The organism is Shinella sp. JR1-6 (assembly GCF_004284735.1).
GTDB lineage: Bacteria > Pseudomonadota > Alphaproteobacteria > Rhizobiales > Rhizobiaceae > Shinella.
In genome coordinates, this window is sequence record NZ_SHMI01000050.1 from 1 (window position 1) to 18,738 (window position 18,738).

At 56.2% G+C, this 18,738-nt stretch carries 18 protein-coding genes; 6 read left to right on the forward strand and 12 right to left on the reverse strand.

Annotated elements, in window-relative coordinates; all coding sequences use genetic code 11:
- Nucleotides 1-58 precede the first annotated feature (58 nt).
- Nucleotides 59-253, forward strand: a complete 195-nt coding sequence (locus EXZ48_RS32560) for a hypothetical protein (RefSeq protein WP_130521169.1) — start codon at nucleotides 59-61, stop codon at nucleotides 251-253.
- 198 nt (nucleotides 254-451) lie between these two features.
- Nucleotides 452-1,081, forward strand: coding sequence for a hypothetical protein (locus tag EXZ48_RS32565; RefSeq protein ID WP_130521171.1), 630 nt, complete (start codon nucleotides 452-454; stop codon nucleotides 1,079-1,081).
- Between the two features lie 111 nt (nucleotides 1,082-1,192).
- Here EXZ48_RS32565 and EXZ48_RS32570 read toward each other — a convergent pair whose 3' ends face one another.
- Nucleotides 1,193-3,169 (reverse strand): ATP-binding protein, encoded by a 1,977-nt coding sequence (locus EXZ48_RS32570; protein ID WP_130521173.1) that lies wholly within the window; start codon nucleotides 3,167-3,169, stop codon nucleotides 1,193-1,195.
- 922 nt (nucleotides 3,170-4,091) lie between these two features.
- On the opposite strand from EXZ48_RS32570, the gene EXZ48_RS35350 reads away from it, so the two are divergent.
- A complete protein-coding gene (locus EXZ48_RS35350; protein ID WP_207900575.1) occupies nucleotides 4,092-4,469 on the forward strand; it encodes a hypothetical protein in 378 nt (125 codons plus the stop codon).
- A 209-nt stretch (nucleotides 4,470-4,678) separates the two neighbouring features.
- Here the strand turns inward: EXZ48_RS35350 and EXZ48_RS32580 are convergent, their stop codons facing one another.
- On the reverse strand, nucleotides 4,679-5,200 hold the full coding sequence (locus tag EXZ48_RS32580) for a DUF6428 family protein (protein ID WP_130521175.1): 522 nt from the start codon (nucleotides 5,198-5,200) through the stop codon (nucleotides 4,679-4,681).
- Between the two features lie 43 nt (nucleotides 5,201-5,243).
- Between EXZ48_RS32580 and EXZ48_RS32585 the strand changes: the two genes are divergently transcribed.
- The 3 genes from EXZ48_RS32585 to EXZ48_RS32595 all read left to right on the forward strand — a co-directional run bounded on the left by EXZ48_RS32585 (nucleotide 5,244) and on the right by EXZ48_RS32595 (nucleotide 9,664).
- Nucleotides 5,244-5,585, forward strand: a complete 342-nt coding sequence (locus tag EXZ48_RS32585; protein WP_130521177.1) for a helix-turn-helix transcriptional regulator — start codon at nucleotides 5,244-5,246, stop codon at nucleotides 5,583-5,585.
- Nucleotides 5,578-6,807, forward strand: coding sequence for an arsenite efflux MFS transporter ArsK (gene arsK / locus EXZ48_RS32590; protein ID WP_130521179.1), 1,230 nt, complete (start codon nucleotides 5,578-5,580; stop codon nucleotides 6,805-6,807). The genes EXZ48_RS32585 and arsK overlap by 8 nt, the downstream gene beginning before the upstream one ends.
- 190 nt (nucleotides 6,808-6,997) lie before the next feature.
- A complete protein-coding gene (locus EXZ48_RS32595) occupies nucleotides 6,998-9,664 on the forward strand; it encodes an AAA family ATPase (RefSeq protein WP_130521181.1) in 2,667 nt (888 codons plus the stop codon).
- 200 nt (nucleotides 9,665-9,864) lie between these two features.
- Here the strand turns inward: EXZ48_RS32595 and arsH are convergent, their stop codons facing one another.
- The 10 genes from arsH to EXZ48_RS35160 form a co-directional block, all read right to left on the reverse strand.
- The gene (gene arsH, locus EXZ48_RS32600) at nucleotides 9,865-10,593 is read right to left on the reverse strand and encodes an arsenical resistance protein ArsH (protein ID WP_165909496.1); all 729 of its coding nucleotides are present in this window, start codon (nucleotides 10,591-10,593) and stop codon (nucleotides 9,865-9,867) included.
- On the reverse strand, nucleotides 10,568-10,990 hold the full coding sequence (arsC, locus tag EXZ48_RS32605; RefSeq protein ID WP_130521183.1) for an arsenate reductase (glutaredoxin): 423 nt from the start codon (nucleotides 10,988-10,990) through the stop codon (nucleotides 10,568-10,570). The genes arsH and arsC overlap by 26 nt, the downstream gene beginning before the upstream one ends.
- A gap of 2 nt (nucleotides 10,991-10,992) precedes the next feature.
- Complete coding sequence (gene arsB, locus EXZ48_RS32610; RefSeq protein WP_130521185.1) at nucleotides 10,993-12,051, reverse strand: ACR3 family arsenite efflux transporter; 1,059 nt, start codon at nucleotides 12,049-12,051, stop codon at nucleotides 10,993-10,995.
- The gene (locus EXZ48_RS32615) at nucleotides 12,051-12,578 is read right to left on the reverse strand and encodes an arsenate reductase ArsC (protein ID WP_130521187.1); all 528 of its coding nucleotides are present in this window, start codon (nucleotides 12,576-12,578) and stop codon (nucleotides 12,051-12,053) included. The genes arsB and EXZ48_RS32615 overlap by 1 nt, the downstream gene beginning before the upstream one ends.
- 15 nt (nucleotides 12,579-12,593) lie before the next feature.
- The gene (gene arsN2 / locus EXZ48_RS32620; protein ID WP_130521189.1) at nucleotides 12,594-13,034 is read right to left on the reverse strand and encodes an arsenic resistance N-acetyltransferase ArsN2; all 441 of its coding nucleotides are present in this window, start codon (nucleotides 13,032-13,034) and stop codon (nucleotides 12,594-12,596) included.
- Nucleotides 13,031-13,384: a helix-turn-helix transcriptional regulator gene (locus EXZ48_RS32625; RefSeq protein WP_130521191.1), complete on the reverse strand. Its 354-nt coding sequence runs from the start codon at nucleotides 13,382-13,384 to the stop codon at nucleotides 13,031-13,033. The genes arsN2 and EXZ48_RS32625 overlap by 4 nt, the downstream gene beginning before the upstream one ends.
- A gap of 258 nt (nucleotides 13,385-13,642) precedes the next feature.
- Nucleotides 13,643-15,082 (reverse strand): site-specific integrase, encoded by a 1,440-nt coding sequence (locus EXZ48_RS32630; protein ID WP_130521193.1) that lies wholly within the window; start codon nucleotides 15,080-15,082, stop codon nucleotides 13,643-13,645.
- Nucleotides 15,079-15,570: a hypothetical protein gene (locus EXZ48_RS32635; RefSeq protein ID WP_130521195.1), complete on the reverse strand. Its 492-nt coding sequence runs from the start codon at nucleotides 15,568-15,570 to the stop codon at nucleotides 15,079-15,081. Before EXZ48_RS32635 ends, EXZ48_RS32630 begins: the two co-directional genes overlap by 4 nt.
- Nucleotides 15,570-17,774, reverse strand: a complete 2,205-nt coding sequence (locus tag EXZ48_RS32640) for a hypothetical protein (RefSeq protein ID WP_130521197.1) — start codon at nucleotides 17,772-17,774, stop codon at nucleotides 15,570-15,572. Before EXZ48_RS32640 ends, EXZ48_RS32635 begins: the two co-directional genes overlap by 1 nt.
- Before the next feature lie 4 nt (nucleotides 17,775-17,778).
- On the reverse strand, nucleotides 17,779-18,738 hold a 960-nt coding region (locus EXZ48_RS35160; protein WP_165909498.1), incomplete at its 5' end, for a hypothetical protein.

Genomic DNA, 18,738 nt, shown 5'->3' on the forward strand with positions numbered 1-18,738 from the left:
CCAGCCCTGGCGCATCATGTCGATCGGGCGCAGAGAATGGGCCTATGGGTTTTGATCAGTGAGGGGCCGTATTACCCGCAAGGTTCTTGATTTGTCGGGCGCGGAACGCGACTTCAAGCACGTACTGGATGATTTATTCGACGTCCACAATTCCGCGCAGGGCGTCGCCGACCTTTTCCCATATCCGCTAGGCATTCCAGCGCAATCTCATCTGTTTGCCCGCGAGATCGAGCAAGAAGACGAGGCAAACTAAGTGCGGAAAACTGGACATTACGTGGCTGAGCGAGTGCCATCGTACGACCGACTTGTTGCCGCGACCACACCTCGTAGGCGGCAAACGCTAACTCCTCTTTCGGCAACGATAGTTCCTGCGTGCGAAGCCTATGACCAAGCTTCCCCAGACGTTCATGCTCGCGCGCCTATCGGCCTTGCTGAGGCCGCGAAGGATGCCTTGATCGACGCCTTCGAAAACCGCACCGTCGCCATGAACCGCCTTCTTGCGGAGATGACGAACTCGCTACCACGCCGACACGCCGATCTGTGCCCATACTGCACCTTGGACACTAATCCCGATCTCGACCACTATCTCCCAAAAGAGGAGTTCCCCGAGTTCGCGTTGCATGGTCGAAACCTGATCTACATCTGCACAACGTGTAACCGCAAGAAGTCGAAGTACTTTAAATCAGTTCCTGAAGGACACAGACTCTTTATGCACCCTGCACACGAACCGACTTCGCTTCATTCGGTTCTCACGGTAACTCTTCGCTACGCGCCCCGGGCCGTGGTTGCAAAGTATTCGATAGACGACAATGCAGATGTCCCAGACGATGAGAAGGCGCAGTTGAAACGCCACTTCGTTAGATTGGGACTTCCCGAACGATATGCTACGCGCGCGCAGAATAGTCTGACTGCTCTAAAGGAGGACTTGGCTGGGCATAACGTGGTAACTGTCAGAAGAACGCTCGATCACAAAATTCAGAGTTCTTTGGTTGGAGAACCAATCAACGGGTGGTCCAAGGCATTATACCGTGCCGTTGCAATGGATCAGAATGCCATGAGCGATTGGTTGCTGGGGCCCTGACATTTTGTGGATGGTGGTTGGCGGACTGCGTGGCTGCAATGAACTCTACCCACCGGCGAAAACGCTAAAGGACGTTTTCAATCCTTACTTCATGCCAAGCCAATGCAGCCATCACACGGCATCGGTTTCCGGGTCTTTCCTTTGTCGCAGAATAGATGCTTTGAGGGTCGCAAAGCGCTGATCAATCTCCTCGTCGGAGACTTCGACATCAAGAATGTCTCCGACGAATTTCAGGCGTCCTTCGGCTTCTCGAAGGACTTCGCCCCATCTTTTCACCCAAACCTTCCCTCTTTCGAGTTCTACGAAAAGTCCCGTCGGGCGATTAGGCTGGGTAATACGATGCAACTGGTCGGCTGCCACGTCCGTAGTCACTAGGAAGAAGTTCCAAGATGTCGAGGTGTTCAGGTATTCTGGCTGTTTCGTAAGCGCGACCGCGTATTCCTCGATCTGGTTAAATTCATGCCGCCCCACCACGTTAGATGGACGCTTGAGTTCGATCAGTAAGTATTCACGGTGATCCTGAATGGGGTGGGGAATGACGCGCCCAAGAAAGGCGTCGGCACGTCCTTTTTGTCCGCTTGTCTTGGTAACAGCTCCCTGCCTTCCCCTGCTTCCAAGGTCTTCCGCGACGCGGTTCATGACGCGCGTAAGCCCCGCCTCGGCGAGGGCTATATGAAATTGCTCTCCGAAAATCCATGTGTTCGCCTGGACGATCAAATCCAGTTCCCCGCGCTCCTTCACAGTGAGCCGCTTCTCAGGATCGCAAACCATCTGCCTGATGAGTTCGAGCACCGCCTTTCGGTCGGCGATCATACTCGAAGCTGCGATGATGTTTGAAAGCTCCGTCTTTGCGAGCAGCGCTGAGAATTCGTCCTGCTTGGTTTTCGGCAGGTTTACGACGGCCCGCAATATGCTGGTTAGAGATTCGGGGTTATGCCTGATCGCTTCGCGAAGTAACGTAAGCGTTATTTTTTTGAGGGAGGGGGCGGCCCTCTTGAACTCCCGTGAATAAGAGGACACCGCATAGGTCGCGATGTCAAAAACCTGACGCTCTCGTGATTCCAACTCGCTCTTTGGCTCGCCCTCATAGGGATAAGCGCCCTCGGCTATGAGGTCATCAATAACGTTGGACGCCTCTTGAGACTGCCGTCTTCGAAAATGGCCGGTCAAAACCTCTCGGACGTATTCCAGGACCTTGTTGAGGTCTGGGTCGGTTAAGGCGTCGAGTTCGAGAAGGTTTCCGGCATGCATTTTCTCGAAGAATTTCGAGTAGGCATATGCCGAGAAAGAAAACCCGGGCGCGGTTATAGCAGCGGGCTGTGAGGCAAGGGCCACTCCGTCGTCCGCTCCCAGATGAAGCCTACGATCTCCCGTGGTGGCTTTCCACTCGATTACTCTGACACGAAGGTCTTGCAGGGTGCCATTGCTAAGCTCAATATGCGAAACCGGAACATGGTCGTTTCGCGCGATGATTTTGTCGGGAGAAATGAGTTTCCCGTCATATACGATCTCGACGTTGGGATACTGGAGGACATAGGCGGCGAATACGGCGCTGAACTGCTGGAACGCAGCGTCGCTCGCTAGCCAATCAAACTCGTCCTTGAGGCGGCCAAGTGTGACGGTCGTTCCGGAAGTAGTACCGTCAGCGTCCATCGCTTCGCTTACGTCGCAGCTTCCCAAAGCTGCTGCTTCGATTTTCGCCGATACCGTTTGTAGGCGACCGCCTTCGAAAAATTTAGTTTGCCAGTGCGAAACGCCTGCCAGTGAGAAGAAGCGAAGGCGGCCGCGTCCTTCCTTGCCATGCATCGCTCGACCGAATTTCGGCGTTCGATCTACACCTTTCTTCCAAGATTCTCCCAACTGACCGTACTCTTGTCGAAGGGCAACTGGGCGAATCCCTGTACCGTCATCGACAACCTTGATCTCCTGCAGTCCGCCGAGAGCGTTCTTGTTTAGGATCACAGACACGTTGAGCGCGTCGCCGTCGAGGGCGTTCCAGACGAATTCCGATAAGCCACGGAGAGGATCGCTGGTTTTGGCGACCCGCTCAAGATGGTCTTGTCCTGGCTTCAAGCTCAAAGTTGCCATTCGATTCCCCAAATCTTCAATATCGATCTCGCATTACCAGCGAACGCAATCAAGGGTTCCCGCTGCGCGCCAACGATGACATCACGGTGCGCGGTCGTTTGCGGCCAAGTATGATGTCTTTCCGAATGCTCCGGGTGACTTGGTTACATCGCCCGTGACTGCCGATCGTTATGGTTCTCTACTGGCGGGCGCTCAGTCGCGTATGATAGGCGATGTCGCTGAGATCGCGCAGAGACGGGCCTGACGGCCACTGCGGTTCGACGCCAAGATAACCCTTATCTTGATAACCAAGATGACTTTCGGCCGAAACATTGGCCGGCGTTTCCGTGCCGCGTTCGAAAGGGAATCTCTTCGAAGTGGAATACCTCACCTCTGACATCCGCCCGCAAAAACAGACATTTACTGTTAGCGTTGCCTCCGATACGAACATCCAATCAAAGACGCCCCGGGATCGAGACAGCGCCTGCTGTTTGATACAGCCGTCTGCAGGCTTGTGAGGGAGGAGATGGTGCGCGCACGAGACGAATTTTCAGCTGGAACCAAGCGAACCCTCGCAGAACGAGCTGCGCATTTCTGTTCGAATCCGCACTGCCTTAAACTCACTGCAGGACCTCATTCTGATCCAGAGATGAGTTTGAGAACTGGCCATGCCGCCCACATACACGCTGCATCTACTAACGGGCCGCGCTACGACAGGGCTCAAACGCCAGAACAGCGCAAGCACATCTCAAACGGTTTGTGGCTGTGTCGGGAGTGTGGCGACGTCGTCGATAAGGATACATCGCCTCATGACCCTGATCTTCTTCGCCGATGGAAAATCGATCACGAGGCGCTAATCGCAGAAGTTCGTACAAGAGGATACGCCGAGAGCCTCAAACTTCTGCAAACGCGGAGGCAAGAACCTCAGCTCGCGAAAGACATTGTGGCAGAATTCGAGGACCACCGTGCACTGTGGCAAACGTTTGACGCAGAGTTTCCGGACCGAGTGCGCCAATCGCTTGATCGCCTGCGGTATCGGCTCGTTGATCTACGTAAGGGATTGCCTCAAGGCACGGAGCTGGATCACTTACTTCTATCAATGACAAAGACTATCCTTAGTTTTTTTGTTCAAGTGGAGCGAATGGACCTGGCGGCACTCCGTTGCGACGGATTTGATCCCAATTGGATGCATTTTCGAGATGCGTTGGCGACGTTGCGAAAATCGATTGGCCTGCAGCTTTTTGGCCTGTGCAATTCCTATGGGGTTGTTCCCACCGGCGAACTGGCGGGAATAATGCCGCAGTACGCGTCACCAGACTAGAGTTTGGTTGAGAAGAGATCATGGTGGAGATGACGACCCAGATTTGGACAATGAGGAGGTCTCTGGGCAAAACACAACAGCTTCTATACCGCCTGCAATGGGGCGGATAGCGGACCGTGCGCACCTGAGACACCCAACATGGAAAACGGAAATCTGAACTCTTGCCACCGAGTTCTGGGATTGGGTCATGTCGGTCATGACATGATCGACTAAGCGCAGCATTTCTTACTAGCCGATGTACCGCAGCACCGCTTTTCATTGATCGCTTGCTCGGCCAACCAGCGGTCCCGTGGCTTGCAACTCGCGGGACGCGGCGTCAATGCGACCTGGAGAGCGCCGTCGTTCGCGATAGGAGCGTTCGCGCAGAACAACTGCACCGGCCGGACTCCATCGCTGACTTCGAAGGTCAGCTTGGCGGAGCCGTCGAGATGGACGTGTTCGGAAACCTTACGGACGATGGCCGAGAACTTCCCGGCCGTCATATGGGTCCGCTCGCCCTCCTCGATGTCCCACAGCTGCACGAAAATCTCCGACCAGGCTTCCGGATTCGCCCCGCAGTCGAGGGCGGAGAAATGGCCCGCCTTGACCTCAGTCACGTGATAGCCGGGCTTCACTGGCTTTTCGTCATACAAGAAGACCAACGGCAGGTCCGGGGCGTCTGCGGCTCTGCCGAGCAACTCCCCGAGCGAGATATCGGTTTTGTCGGATTGGCTATTGTCGATCGTGCTCATTTGCCGCTATCCTTAATTTCAATGATTCAAGGATTATTGAAATATGGATGATCGTCAAGCCCTCTCCTCCTTCGCCGCACTTTCTCAGGAGACCCGGCTCTCCATCGTGAGGACTCTGGTCGTCGCCGGCCATGACGGTCTGGCCGCCGGCGCGATCGCGGAACGCATGGGCGTGTCCCCATCGAACGTCTCGTTCCACCTCAAGGAACTCGAACGGTCGGGATTGATCTCCCAGCGCCGGGAGTCGCGCTCGATCATCTATTGCGCAAGCTATGACACGCTGGCCGACCTCGTGACGTTCCTGATGGAAGACTGCTGCGCAGGACATCCCGGCATCCGTGGCTCGGTCGAGCGATCCACGGGTTGCTGCCCGAGCGATGCGTAGACCGCCGAGGAACACGTCATTGAATAAGATCAAGGTTCCGGCGGGCATCGTCTCCGCTCTCGGTGTCACGCAGATCATCGGTTACGGCACTCTCTACTATTCCTTCAGCATCCTCGCGCCCGGCATGGCCAAGGACCTGGGCATCAGCCTGGAGCAGGTCTTCGCCGTCTTCTCGGTCTCCCTGTTCATCGGCGGGCTGTCTGCTCCCTTCATCGGCAGGCACATGGACAGGATCGGCGCGGCGACCGTGATGACGCTGGGATCGGCCTTTGCAGCGTTCACTCTGGCTCTGTGTGCGTGGTCACCGTCTGTCTCGCTGTTCGCCCTTGCGATCATCCTGCTCGAGGTGTCCTCCGGCATGGTCCAGTATCAGGCAGCCTTCGCAACGCTGGTCGAAAGCGAACCTCGCACGGCGGCGCGCAGTATCACCTACCTGACACTCATTGGCGGATTCGCCTCCACCATCTTCTGGCCGATCGCCGCGACCCTAACGGGATACCTGTCCTGGCGGGAAATCTATCTGGTGTTCGCCGCCCTGAACCTTCTCATTTGCATGCCGCTGCATTACTGGATCATGCGTGCCGGAGGGTTGAGTTCCAAAACGGACGAGATAAGAACCCGCGAGCTCGTCGTTGGCGCTCTTGAGCCACAGGCGCGCCGCCGCGGCATGCTGCTGGTCTCCCTTGCCTTCTCTCTTTCGGGCTTCACCCTCGCCGCGATCCTTGCCCACATGGTGCCGATGCTCGGCGCGATCGGACTTGGCAGTGCGGCGGTCGTTATCGGTTCGTTGTTCGGTCCGGCTCAGGTCATGAGCCGCCTGATCAACATGGTCTTCGGAAAGAGCCTGTCGCCGCCCGCGCTTGCGATTGTCTCTGCCGCTCTCATGGTCGCCGGTGCGGTGATACTCGGGGTGTCGGGTGATTGGCTGCCCGGTGCGGTGGCTTTCGCCATCTGTCTTGGCCTTGGGTCAGGGATCAACAGCATCGCTCAGGGGAGCCTCCCGCTCTATCTCTTCGGGTCGGCTGGCTACGGCGCGATCACGGGCAAGATGGCTGCGGCAAGGCTGGCGATTGGTGCCGCCGCACCATTCGTGTTTGCCACGGCGATGGAGAATCTCGGCATCGCCACGGCTCTGTTCGTCAATGCACTTCTTGGCATAGTCGGCATCGGTGCGTTCATCGCAGTGGCTGCGTCTACACGGAGCCCTACAAAGTCTGAGTAGTGAACCGAGGCTGGTCACACAGACATTGCCGATCTCATGTTGGCTAGAGCAATGCTTCTGTTGACAATCACACTATCCCTACCGCTACCCGAGACGAGCGTGTGGCGATGCCGCGATTCGCCTGATAATCAAAACCAATGCGTGCAATTGCAGCTCAAGGGGCAGGAGTTGCGAAAGATCGGGAGGGGACATGGCGGACGGATTGTTGGATTGGGCGGACAAGCAGGCCGCATGGGTTCGTGACGCGCTCAGAAGACATGCTCAACAAGCAGGGTTCTCGTTGAATGATGAATACAAAAAGCACGTCCGCACAGGCGTTCGTCTCGCTTCAGGATACGCTTTGGACCCTGTTCCAGATTATGAAGCGCTTGATTCCAGCCATCTGAAATCGGCAGCTGCGAAGGAATCGCGCGCAATCCTTTGCTCCTTAGGGCCGGTCCGAAATTTAAACCGCCTTGCAGACGGGCAGAAGCTAAAGTTTGCGCTGAACGGCTTGACTTTAATTTACGGTGACAATGGAAGCGGCAAGAGCGGGTACTGCCGGATAACTAAAAAACTCTGTCGGAGTCTGACGTCGGACGAACTGTTAGGAAACGTATTCGAAGCCGGCACGAAGCCGCCGGCTGAGGTTCAGGTCCGATTCATCGAAGAAGGCGCTGCAGAACCACAGGAAGTCGACTGGATCGACGGTACGCCAACGCCGCAGCCTATTTCACGAATATCAGTGTTCGACTCCGCCAACGCACGTTTGTACGTCGACAAACAGAACCGGATAGGGTTTCTTCCCGCTGACATCGCTATTCTTGAGCGGCATGGCACTCACCGCGGCGAGTTGGAGGCCGAGTTTCGTACCGAGATAAAGGCGCTCGAAGCCAAACTAAAGACCCCGCTACCTGGAGGATATTCGCCAACGGGAACGGTGGCCGCTCTCCTCGCACGTCTTGATCCCAAGTCGAAGGTGGCGCTACCTTCCAAATCTCAAATCGAAGCTCAAGCCGAATTTTCAGACGCCGACAAAATGGAACTCGGACAGCTGGCAATTCTGTTGGCCAGCGACCCATCTACAATGGCTGCCAAGCGTCGTCGAGCGAAGGCCGCGTTAGAAAAGATGGCTGTCGTTGCTCTTCTAGTCGAAGCGCGCCTCTCGGACAGTGCTTGGGCGATGTTGACAGAACAGATCGCGGCGGCGGGATCAACGGCATCTGCAGCCAAGCTTGCCGCAGCATCGGCGTTCGAGAAGTTACCGCTTGCCGACGTGGGGCAAGCACCGTGGCGACTAATGTTCGATTATGCCCGTGCCTATGCCGCGACTCTCGGGGGTGACCACGAACACGTACCATCCAAGGAAGGCGACCTCTGCCTGCTCTGCCAGGAACCCTTGACTGCAAAGGCAGCCGAGCGGATATCGTCCTTTAATGCCTTCGTGACAGGAGCGGCGAATTTGGCAGCCCAACAGGCAGCGACAACGCTCAACGCATCGCAGAAGGCCATTGTTGACCTCAACATTCCTAATGGCGACGAAATCCGGGCAGCGTTGGGCGAGTTCGGCGATCTCTCACCTGCAAGGAAAGAGGTGATTGGTGTTGTCATCGATTACTTTGCCATAGCGGCGAACCGCCGATCGTCGTTTATCGCTTCGGCTGCTCCGGAAGTGCCGCTCGCCCCCTCCCTTGCCGCGGCAATCAACGAGCAATGTGCTCAATTGGCTGCTGAAGCCAGCGATGATGACAACGCAGCAAAAGACGACACCACTCGCGCCGCAACGAGGAAACGGCGCGACGAACTGACTGACCGAAAGAAACTTGCCGCTGATTTGGCCATTGTCCTTCTTCGTTTGGACGATCTGGAAGAGCGGCTCAAGCTTTTGAAGTGCTGTGAGGCCGTCGAGACAGGCTCAGTCTCGCGGCAGATGACCGCGCTTCGACGGAGTCTGGTCATGGAAGACCTCGAAAAGAGAATCCTCGATGAGATTCAGGCGCTAGGCCTCTCGCACATCCCGTTCTCGGTGAATGACCGTAGTCAGGATGGCCAAAGCTACTTCGAGGTTGGGCTTGCGGCACCGAAGGCCACGGCAAACAACCGCGTGCTAAGCGAAGGCGAGCAGCGAGCCCTGGCTTTGGCCTGCTTCCTTGCCGAGGCAGGTGGCGATGCATCTCACCATGGTCTGATCATCGACGACCCGGTCTCTTCGCTAGACCACATGCGTGTGCGAAAGGTGGCTTCCCGATTGGTGGGTGAAGCCGCAAACGGAAGACAGGTGATCATTTTTACGCATAACCTTCTCTTTTTCAACGAGATCGTGGATGCGGCCGCTCAGAGCATGCCCCCGGTTCCGATCGTGCGGAACTATATAAGCAAGAACGAAGCGTCGGGATTCGGGATTATCAGTGAGACCGACGAACCATGGATCGCACAGCCTGTCACCAAGCGGATCGCGAATCTCCGGGACCGCTTGAAGACATTCAATGACATTGACAACCAGACGGACGAGTCATGGAGGCGGCTGGCAAAGGATTTCTACACCGACCTTCGCGAGAGCTGGGAACGCCTCGTGGAGGAAGTACTTCTCGGTAAGGTCGTCGAACGGTTCAACACCGACGTGAGAACCCAAAGCCTAAAGGTCGTCTCAGTGGAGGACGAGGATTATAAACGCGTGTATTGGGCTATGAAGCGCGTTTCCGAACGTTCGGGGCACGACATGGCCGCCGGGAAAGTTCTCCAGGCTCCAACCCTTCTCGAAATGAAGAGCGATCTCGACGCGATTGAGGAGTTCCGTACGGAAGTGGCCAAACGCAGGAAAGCAAACGAAGAGAGGCGCGCTGCGTTCGAAAAGCCTCCCAAGGCGGAGACCATTTAGGAAACACGATCTAAGTAGTCGCCACGACACGTGGTGAGCCTACGCCACGTCCGCAAAGGGTCCAAGAACGGACTAGGATTTGGAATGTTATTTTTGCCAATAGCGACCTTTGCGATTGCGCGATGACCGCTATTGGCAAATCATTGACGGGCTTGGTTCATTCATCCAAATAGTTGGCGATCAGAAGGCCAAAGGCGTGACTAAATCGACCTCAGCGACACCCGCTTTTCCAGTTCGGCCGCCTGTTCCTTCCGCTCGCCGTAGCGATCCGTCAGATGAGCCGAGGCGTCTCGTGTCAGTAGCGTGAACTTCACCAGTTCCTCGCAGACGTCCACAACGCGGTCGTAGTAGGATGACGGTTTCATCCTGCCGACGGCGTCGAACTCCTGGTAGGCCTTGGCGACCGACGACTGGTTCGGGATGGTGATCATCCGCATCCAGCGGCCAAGCACGCGCATCTGGTTCAGGGCGTTGAAGGACTGGCTGCCACCGGAAACTTCCATGATCGCCAGTGTCTTTCCTTGCGTCGGGCGGATCGATCCGAGCGACAGAGGAATCCAGTCGATCTGGGATTTCATGATCCCGGTCATTGCACCGTGGCGCTCTGGGCTGACCCACACCTGGCCCTCCGACCACTGGGAGAGGTCGCGCAGTTCCTGCACTTTCGGATGGCTGGCCGGAGCCTCGTCAGGAAGCGGCAGCCCCTTCGGATCGAACATCCGCACCTCGCACCCCATGCGCTCGAGAAGACGTCTGGCTTCGTGCGCCAACAGGCGGCTGTAGGACACCTCCCGGAGCGAGCCGTATAGGATCAGGATGCGCGGCTTGTGCGTCGAGAACGCTGGACGCAACGCGTCGAGGTCAGGCTGACGAAGATGCCGTTCCTGCAAGGCGGGGAAGGTCTCAGACAATGCGCTTGCCCTCCTCATCGAGAACCTGCTCGCCGTCTTCCTTGAAGAACTCTCCCTTGAAAGCATCCGGCAAGATGTCGAGCACGACTTCGGAGGGCCGGGCGAGCCTGGTGCCGAGCGGCGTGACGACGAACGGACGGTTGATGAGGATCGGGTCCTTCAGCATGGCGTCGAGCAACTGGTCGTCCGTCAGCTTCGGATCGTCGAGGCTCAACTCCGCGTAAGGCGTGCCCTTATTGCGGATCGCCTGGCGGACGGTCAATCCGGCGTCATTGATCATCCTTGCCAACTCGTCCCGCGATGGCGGGGACTGTACGTACTCGATGACGGTCGGTTCGATCCCAGCGGCACGGATCATCTCCAGAGTGTTGCGGGAGGTGCCGCAGGCGGGGTTGTGATAGATGGTGACGTCCATTCTCATGTCCTTTCAGTAATAGTATTTCGGGAGACGGCGGGCGCGGCCTCGTACCAGCCCTTGCTACGGTTCACGATCCAGACGACCGACAGCATCACCGGGACTTCGATGAGCACGCCGACGACCGTCGCCAGAGCCGCGCCGGACTGGAAGCCGAAGAGGCTGATGGCGGCCGCGACCGCGAGTTCGAAGAAGTTGCTGGCCCCGATCAGCGCCGAAGGCCCGGCGACGCAATGGCGCTCCCCCGACATCCGGTTCAAAAGATAGGCCAGCCCTGAATTGAAATAGACCTGGATCAGGATGGGGACGGCTAACAGGGCAATGATCGTCGGCTGCGCGATGATCTGGTCGCCCTGGAAGCCGAAGAGAAGGACGAGCGTCGCGAGCAGCGCGACCAGCGAAAGCGGCTGCAGTCTCGCCAGCATGGCGTCCAGCGCCCCTGTCGTTCCGTCCGCGGTAAGCCGCCCCCTCAGGACCTGGGCGATGATGACCGGGACGACGATATAGAGGACGACTGACAGTACGAGGGTGTCCCACGGCACTGTGATGGCCGACAGCCCAAGCAACAGCGCGACGATCGGAGCGAAGGCAACGACCATGATCGCATCGTTGAGGGCGACCTGGGAAAGCGTGAACAACGGCTCGCCGCGGGTCAGGTTGCTCCAGACGAACACCATCGCAGTACATGGCGCAGCGGCCAGGATGATCAGGCCTGCAATGTAGGAGTCGATCTGGTCGGCCGGCAGATAGGGGCGGAACAGCCAGCCAACGAACAGCCATCCGAGCAGCGCCATCGAGAACGGCTTGACGGCCCAGTTGATGAACAGGGTCACGCCAATGCCACGCCAGTAGGTGCTCACCTGCGCCAGCGAACGGAAGTCGATCTTGACGAGCATCGGTATGATCATCAGCCAGATCAGGATGGCGACGGGCAGGTTCACCTTCGCGACCTCCGCCGCGCCGATGACCTGGAAAACGCCGGGCATCAGATGGCCGAGGGCCACGCCGACGACGATGCAAAGGAAGACCCAGATGGTGAGGTAGCGTTCAAACGTGGACATCAGGCCGTCTTTCCCTGAGTTCCCGTCGAGCCTTCCATCGCACCGATCTGGCTGAGCTTCGTTTCGAGCGCCAGACGGTCGATCGATGACAGCGGAAGGCTAACGAAGGCCATGATGCGGTTCTTGAGGAAACGGGCGGCCGTCGCGAACGCGCGCTGGATTTCAGTGTCGGAGCCAACGACCCCGGCCGGGTCTTCGACACCCCAATGCGCCGTCATCGGATGACCGATCCATACCGGGCAGGCTTCGCCGTGCGCGCTGTCACAGACGGTAAAGATGAAATCCATTTCGGGCGCGCCCGGTTCGGCAAAGACATCCCAGCTCTTCGACGAGAAACCAGATGCCGGATAGCCGAGAACGTCCAATTCCTTCAGGGCATGTGGATTGACGTCACCCTTGGGCTGGCTGCCCGCGGAGAAGGCCCGGAAGCGTCCGCCGCCCTCCTTGTTGAGGATGGATTCGGCGAGAATAGAACGTGCGGAGTTGCCCGTGCACAAGAAGAGCACGTTGTAGGTCTTGTCGGCCATGGTCGTTTTCCGTGGTTAGGTAGGAGGTCTGTCGAGTTTCATGATCGTTGCCGATGCCGGACAGATGCCCGACAGCTGACGGGTCGCGAGAACGGCGGGCGGCACATCGGCGCGCTCGATCACAGCGAAGCCAAGGCTTTCGAAGAACGGTGCGGCGGAGGACGTCGCCAGGAAGACTGCAGAGTTCACATTGACGGCCTTCAGCGTTTCCCCGGTCAGCGATTTTCCAAGCGCCTTGCCACGATGCTCGGGCAAGATGATCATCGACCGGAGGAGGACCGCATCGCCGCACACCTCGATGCCAGCATAGCCAACCGTGCCGCCATCGGAGCAAACCGCCCTGAAAAAAGAGCGCCCAGCGTCTTCGAGGTCTTCGGTTGGAAGACCGGAAGCCGATAGCGCCAGTTTCAGTTCGGGATCGCTCCCCGGGATTGGCTCCAGCCTGATGTCGCTCATGACAGCTTCACCTCGGGAGCACAGCAAGGTGTGAGTTCTGCGATGAGCGGCGCGCAGAGTTCCGCCGAGCCGCCGCAGCAGTCTTTCAGCAGGAAAAGAGTCAGGTCGCGCAGCCCCTGAAGGTCCGCCCGGTAGATGATCGAACGGCTCTGCCGCTCGCTTGAAACCAAGCCCGCACGTGACAGCGTCGCAAGGTGCGCCGACATGGTGTTCTGCGGGACATCGAGTCGCCGGGCGAGCTCCCCAGCAGGCACCCCATCGGGCTCGTGGCGGACGAGAAGCCGGAACGTTTCCAGCCTGGTGGTCTGAGCGAGTGCGGCAAGCGCCGCGATTGCTGTATTGCTATCCATATATCCAGACTAATGGATATATTGTCTTTGTCAACAGGTGGCTATCCTTTCAATGTCCGTTCTGGAGCAATCAAGTCATCCAGAAGTGTCGTTGGTGGCCGTTTATGAAAGTGCGGCGACATCTTGGCGGGAGGCCTATTCGCAAGCAGGAGTGCGCGGCTTGCCGGAAACAAGGTTCGGCGGATGATTGAGCATTTAAACCGCACAATACAAAGAACACGTAGTCTAGGTTGCGATTTCGGCGTAGCGAATACCCAGTCAAATGACCGCATATTCGCTGGCGGGCTCGGCGATCGGAGACACGTTGTGCTTTTCCATGACTGCCTTCAAATCAGCTTTTAACGACTCGTTACCCTCGTCGAGCGACTCGGATATTCCCCGTATGTCAGCAGCGTCTGAGGGATCGCGGATTACCACCGGCTCGCCTTCGAGTTCAGCCTCTTCGGCGAGCACGTCATCGAGGTATGGCTGCAGGGTTTCGACGTTCCGATGCCCCATCAGCTGCCTGGCTCTTTCCAATACCATGCTCGCCTGCCAAGCCCTTCCATGTATACTTCGATGACGAAGGTAAACATCCTTCACGATAGCTTGGCAAAAAGCCGCCCTCAGCTTGTGCCCGCTTCCGGGAATGAAGCAATCCGCAAAAATCTTACCTAGTTTATTGCTGATGCTCTCTTGAGAGAATGCCCTGTTCTTATACGACAAAAAGACTTCGTCGGGTGCCTTGTGCTGCCTAATTTTGAAACGCTTTTTTACGAAATCCGCTCTCGTGGTCCATATATAGTCAAGTATGTCCTCGAGCAAATTTATAGAAATCGGGGCTTCCCTTGCCCCCGTCTTCTCGGTCACCACGAAGAAGAGATATTTTATGCCCCGCGCGGCCAAATTCTTGAGCGCTTTGAGGATCAGCTTGCGGTTCTCGGGAAGATAGTGACGTCGCAACACGGTTTCGTATTCTGGAATTTCCAGAAACTCACCTTCCTCACGAAAGGCGTTTAGGATTGCCGCAATGGTCAGATTGGCGCAACCACCCGCCCGTAAACCAGAATGTCGCATCAGTGACGCTATCAGGAACCAAGTTTCACGTCGGTTCTCGCTTGCGCTGTCCGAGTTCGCCTTCGCGATGATCCGCTTCGCCTCGGGATCGGACGGTGTCTTTCGCGTTTTCTTGGTCTTGCTCTCCTGTGCCCGGCTAAACTTGAATGGCGTCGTGGAGAGCGTGCCCGACTTTCGGGTGAACAGGCTGTCGGCGAGCGACCCCAAGGTACTTCCCGCGTATCTTTTTAGTACAACGCCGCGCTTTCGCTCCCAGAAGTCGTAGCATGCCAATATTGTGTAAAGTTTCCGCACGTTCGTCGCGTCGATTGTTAACTCGGAATCGTTGAACGGTATAATGTTTCCGGTCCGCCGGCCGCCGCGCAAAAGGAACCGTTTGAGATGGCGCTCGTCTGCGTCGAACGGATCGACGCCTTGTAGATGCAGGTAATCTTCCCAGACTGCGAGATTCAGGGCGGCCTTTTCCAATGATCGCCATTTCGAGTTATATCTGATGCCCTTCTCCAGGAGAAAGGGAAGGATGAACATCGAGCATCCAATCCGATCATTCATGGGAAGGGAGAACTTGGGAAGCGGAATCTCGTCAATTGTGAAATCGGTCGACGCATGGTCGATCTTCGTTGTCGAAACAAACGCGTTCATGTTCTTAAACTGTATGTTGATAGGAGGTGATGGCTGCCGTCGAGAGTGGCAACGGCGTCCAGCAGTTCCATTACCTGATAAGTTCGGGTTGCGAGTTGTTCGCCAAGCTTTCGATTGATCTTCTTCAGCTGGTCGTTCTCTGCCTTGAGGTCAGTCACCCCGATCTGGATACTCGATGCTTCCTGGAGCAGGCGGACCCATTCTTTCACCATATCCTCATGTGGGCCGCCAGGGCTGTCCATGTTGGGGCTGCCCCATCTGAAGATACCCTTCTCTGGATGGTGCCACTCGCGTAAAGCGACCTTGCTGTCCGGCCAAAATGCTTCCGCAGAGCGGCCATCGCTCCGCCACCCCTTCATAATGGCTCGCATTTCCTTGAGCTTGGCGTCGAAGGAGGCGGCGACAAAATCAGATCGATCTTCCCGCCGGAGGCGCTTCGCTCCCGCCTCGGGTTGGGTCTCGCTCGGAACTTTCCTGCGGCGGCCCATTACGCATACACCTCGATAGCCGCGATGCGCCTTTCGATCGCTTCCCTCTGCTCGCCGGTGGTCAGTTTGATCATCAGCCGCACTTCCGCCAGAGCGTTTTCCCAATACGGAGAAATGGCAGGAACACGAGCTGAGTGCGGGCATGACAGGCAGGTCTCGTCATCGGCAAAATCGAAGTCGACTTCTGCGTTATCGCTTGGGAGCATGCCGGTTAGCATCTGCTTCAAGGCAAGGCACTTCGACTTCGACTTGTCATCATTCGAGTTGTTGCACAGGCATACGCTGTGACCCTCAGGGTGAACTTGCATCGGCGTTGCTCTGACCAATTTTTCCAACGCCGCTTCGAAACCAGGTTCGTCGTAGCCTCCCTTGGTTATCTCGAGTTCTGGAAGGAACCTCTCTTTCAACTCGTTGACCTGCAGGGTGATTCGCTGCCCCGCCGACCCGGCCAACTTCGCGCCGTCGAGCGCCGTTTGCATGATGTGCCTAACCAGTTGCCACTTGCCGTCGTTTGTATCGCGTTCACGCTCAATGTTTCTTTTCGCAACTTCGGCCCTTGCCAGTTTATCCTCTCCCAAACGCAACGCCGTCGCCGCCCTCATTTTCAAGTATCCTCTGGTGGTGTCCGGGTTGAAGTGTCTGTAGTGGAAGGATAGCGCGGTCAGGTTCGGGAACATCCAACGATGGAAGTATGTCGTTCCGAAGAACTTCCGGAACTGATGGGGGGTGAAGACCCACGTCTCTCCGTTAGCGAGCGGCGGAACACCTAGCCAGTTACATGACCGTTTAAGATTTTTTGCGAGACTAACCAAGGCTGGCCTGCCCGTTAACGGGCAGGCTATATTGAAAAGCCACTCGTCCTCGCGAAATCTGTTATAAGAATGAAGACGACGCACGATGTCGACTGCAGCTTTGACGGACGAGGGGATCGGTATCCGGTCCACGTCGCGGATATTCTTCGCAATAAGACAGTTCAACCACATGTTCCCGTTTGCGTCGATTTCGACGCAGTCCTTCTTCAGGCAGTTGCGCTCGTCATCGCGTCTGGCGGTAAATGCACATATGACGACCGAACAAAAGATTGGGAGAAAAACAAGTAGGAAGGTACGTATAGTGACCAGATGGCGTGGTTGGTCGCCCCTGCGCCTTGAAATATTGTATATCGGCTTGAGCTCTGGAAATCCGAGGTGACGCAAACGGTCGTTCACCTTCTTAAACCTTTGCAAGTCCGTCGGGCGTCCAGTTTGATCTAGTCCGTTCTCAACGATATCGAACAGCTCTTTGACAAGGTCGTCGTGTACCAGTTTCAAACAAGCATCGATCAGCCAGCTGGTCTGGTATTCTGGAGCGTCTTTGGTTCGCTTCCGGGCTTTGGCCCACTTAACCTGACTGCTTCTATCACGTTCGTTCAGGTGAGCTCGATATCCAATAGGATCGTGGCTTAGAAGTTCTCGCAGGTTCCAAAGCTGGGTCCACGGCTTCAAAAAATCTAGCGCCGAACCTTCGGCAATTTTTTCTTGCGAGATTGGCTTTTCGGGAATCTTGTAAGTTCTGGCATATCTGAGACCCTTCTGAGTGATGTACTGAAACATCGTCGCGCGCGTGGATGATGTTAATGAACGCGCGTCTTGCAGGCCCAACATGTGCGCAACGAAATTGCCGTCTACCTCACCACGCTGGTTGAAGTAGGGCTCGACGTCGCCTGTATCCCATGCACCGCACAATGATTTGACTCGCGCCGGCATCGACAACAGTGCATCGCGGCCACCTGAGCTGAGCGCTCTTATGAATTGCCGATGCCAGGCAGCGTTGAGCTTCGCATAGCTCTCTATTCCGTTTTGAATTCGCCATTTCAAGAACAGCAAGTGAAATCGAAAAGTGATGGCGGCCCCTGCCGCGGATTTATTCCACCCTACTGGCTCGTCGTCGAGGCTGTGGTAAACTACGAGTTTTATCGTAATTAGGTCGCGCTCGCACTCAGGGTCCAGCAGATTGATCGAGCTCGGAAACGCGGTCAGATACTGATCGAAATCGATCGTGACCGTCGGATTTTTCCGAACAGCGACACTCTCCGTGCCAATGACCCATTTATTGCTGAGGGGGGTAGTACCGTCCTTGAACCAATATCGGACTGGAAGGGCTCCGATAATCTGGTCATGGAGGCTTGGTGTGGTAACATCGGCGTTAAGTAGGGCTACTGACATCGCCTCACCAAATAACCGGGACAGCAATGTCGCCGGAAGCTATCCGCCCCTCGACATCCGATTGGACAATAGCGAATTGGGAAGCGAACCTACTTTCTTTGATCTTAATAATGTATCCTTCCACAATACCGAGGAAAGGTATCCATTTTCGGATGAACCGCTTCGGATTCAGATACAAAACCTTCTCCATCTGCTTGTACATGGCGACCTTTGCCAAACATAAATCCCGCATTGTATTTTCCCGAACGGTAAATCTCCTACCAGAATTGGATAGAAGCGCTTCCTCTTCTATCTTTGTGTTTTTCTTCGATTTACTTCGATCCCCAAACAGCGCAAAATGAAGCCCGTTCTTTAGCCCAAGCTCCTTTCTTCTTTCGAAGTCTGATGGATCGACACCGATTTTTGCTGCGGCGTCGTCAAGCGAAGAGGCCGATACCGCCTCCCAAGCGTTGAGGAATTTCCGGATCATCTCCTGCAGGATGGCTTTGACACCCTGCAAGTCGAGATAGTGATACGCCATCTCGGGTGTCGATTGCCCCGCGATCGCCATAGCCAAGTTCACATCGAAGGAACCATCGGCCCGTTTGGCGTTCATGAAGCTTCGACGAATAACCCTTTTCGTGACACTCAAACCTCCAAACAGGGCATTGTCTTTATGGCGATCCAAAAAGCCATAGTGCCAGTCTCTGTCGATCTGACCTAAGTTGTGCCTCACGGTGTATTCGCCTGGACGCCTGTATATCCAAAGCCTTTCGGCTATTGGTCCGTCTACAGGCCTCATCGGTTTGGACATTTCCCTGAACATCTCTATGACGCGGAAACCGGAAACCTCACTCTTTACTTTTACGGAAACTTCGCCGACTTCGTCTTCACGCAATCGCCCCTTAATACCAACGAGCGCTGACGGCGACTCGTGGAGGGTTCCCAAATCATCGAATTTCTGACTCCCTGTGCCGAACGGAGG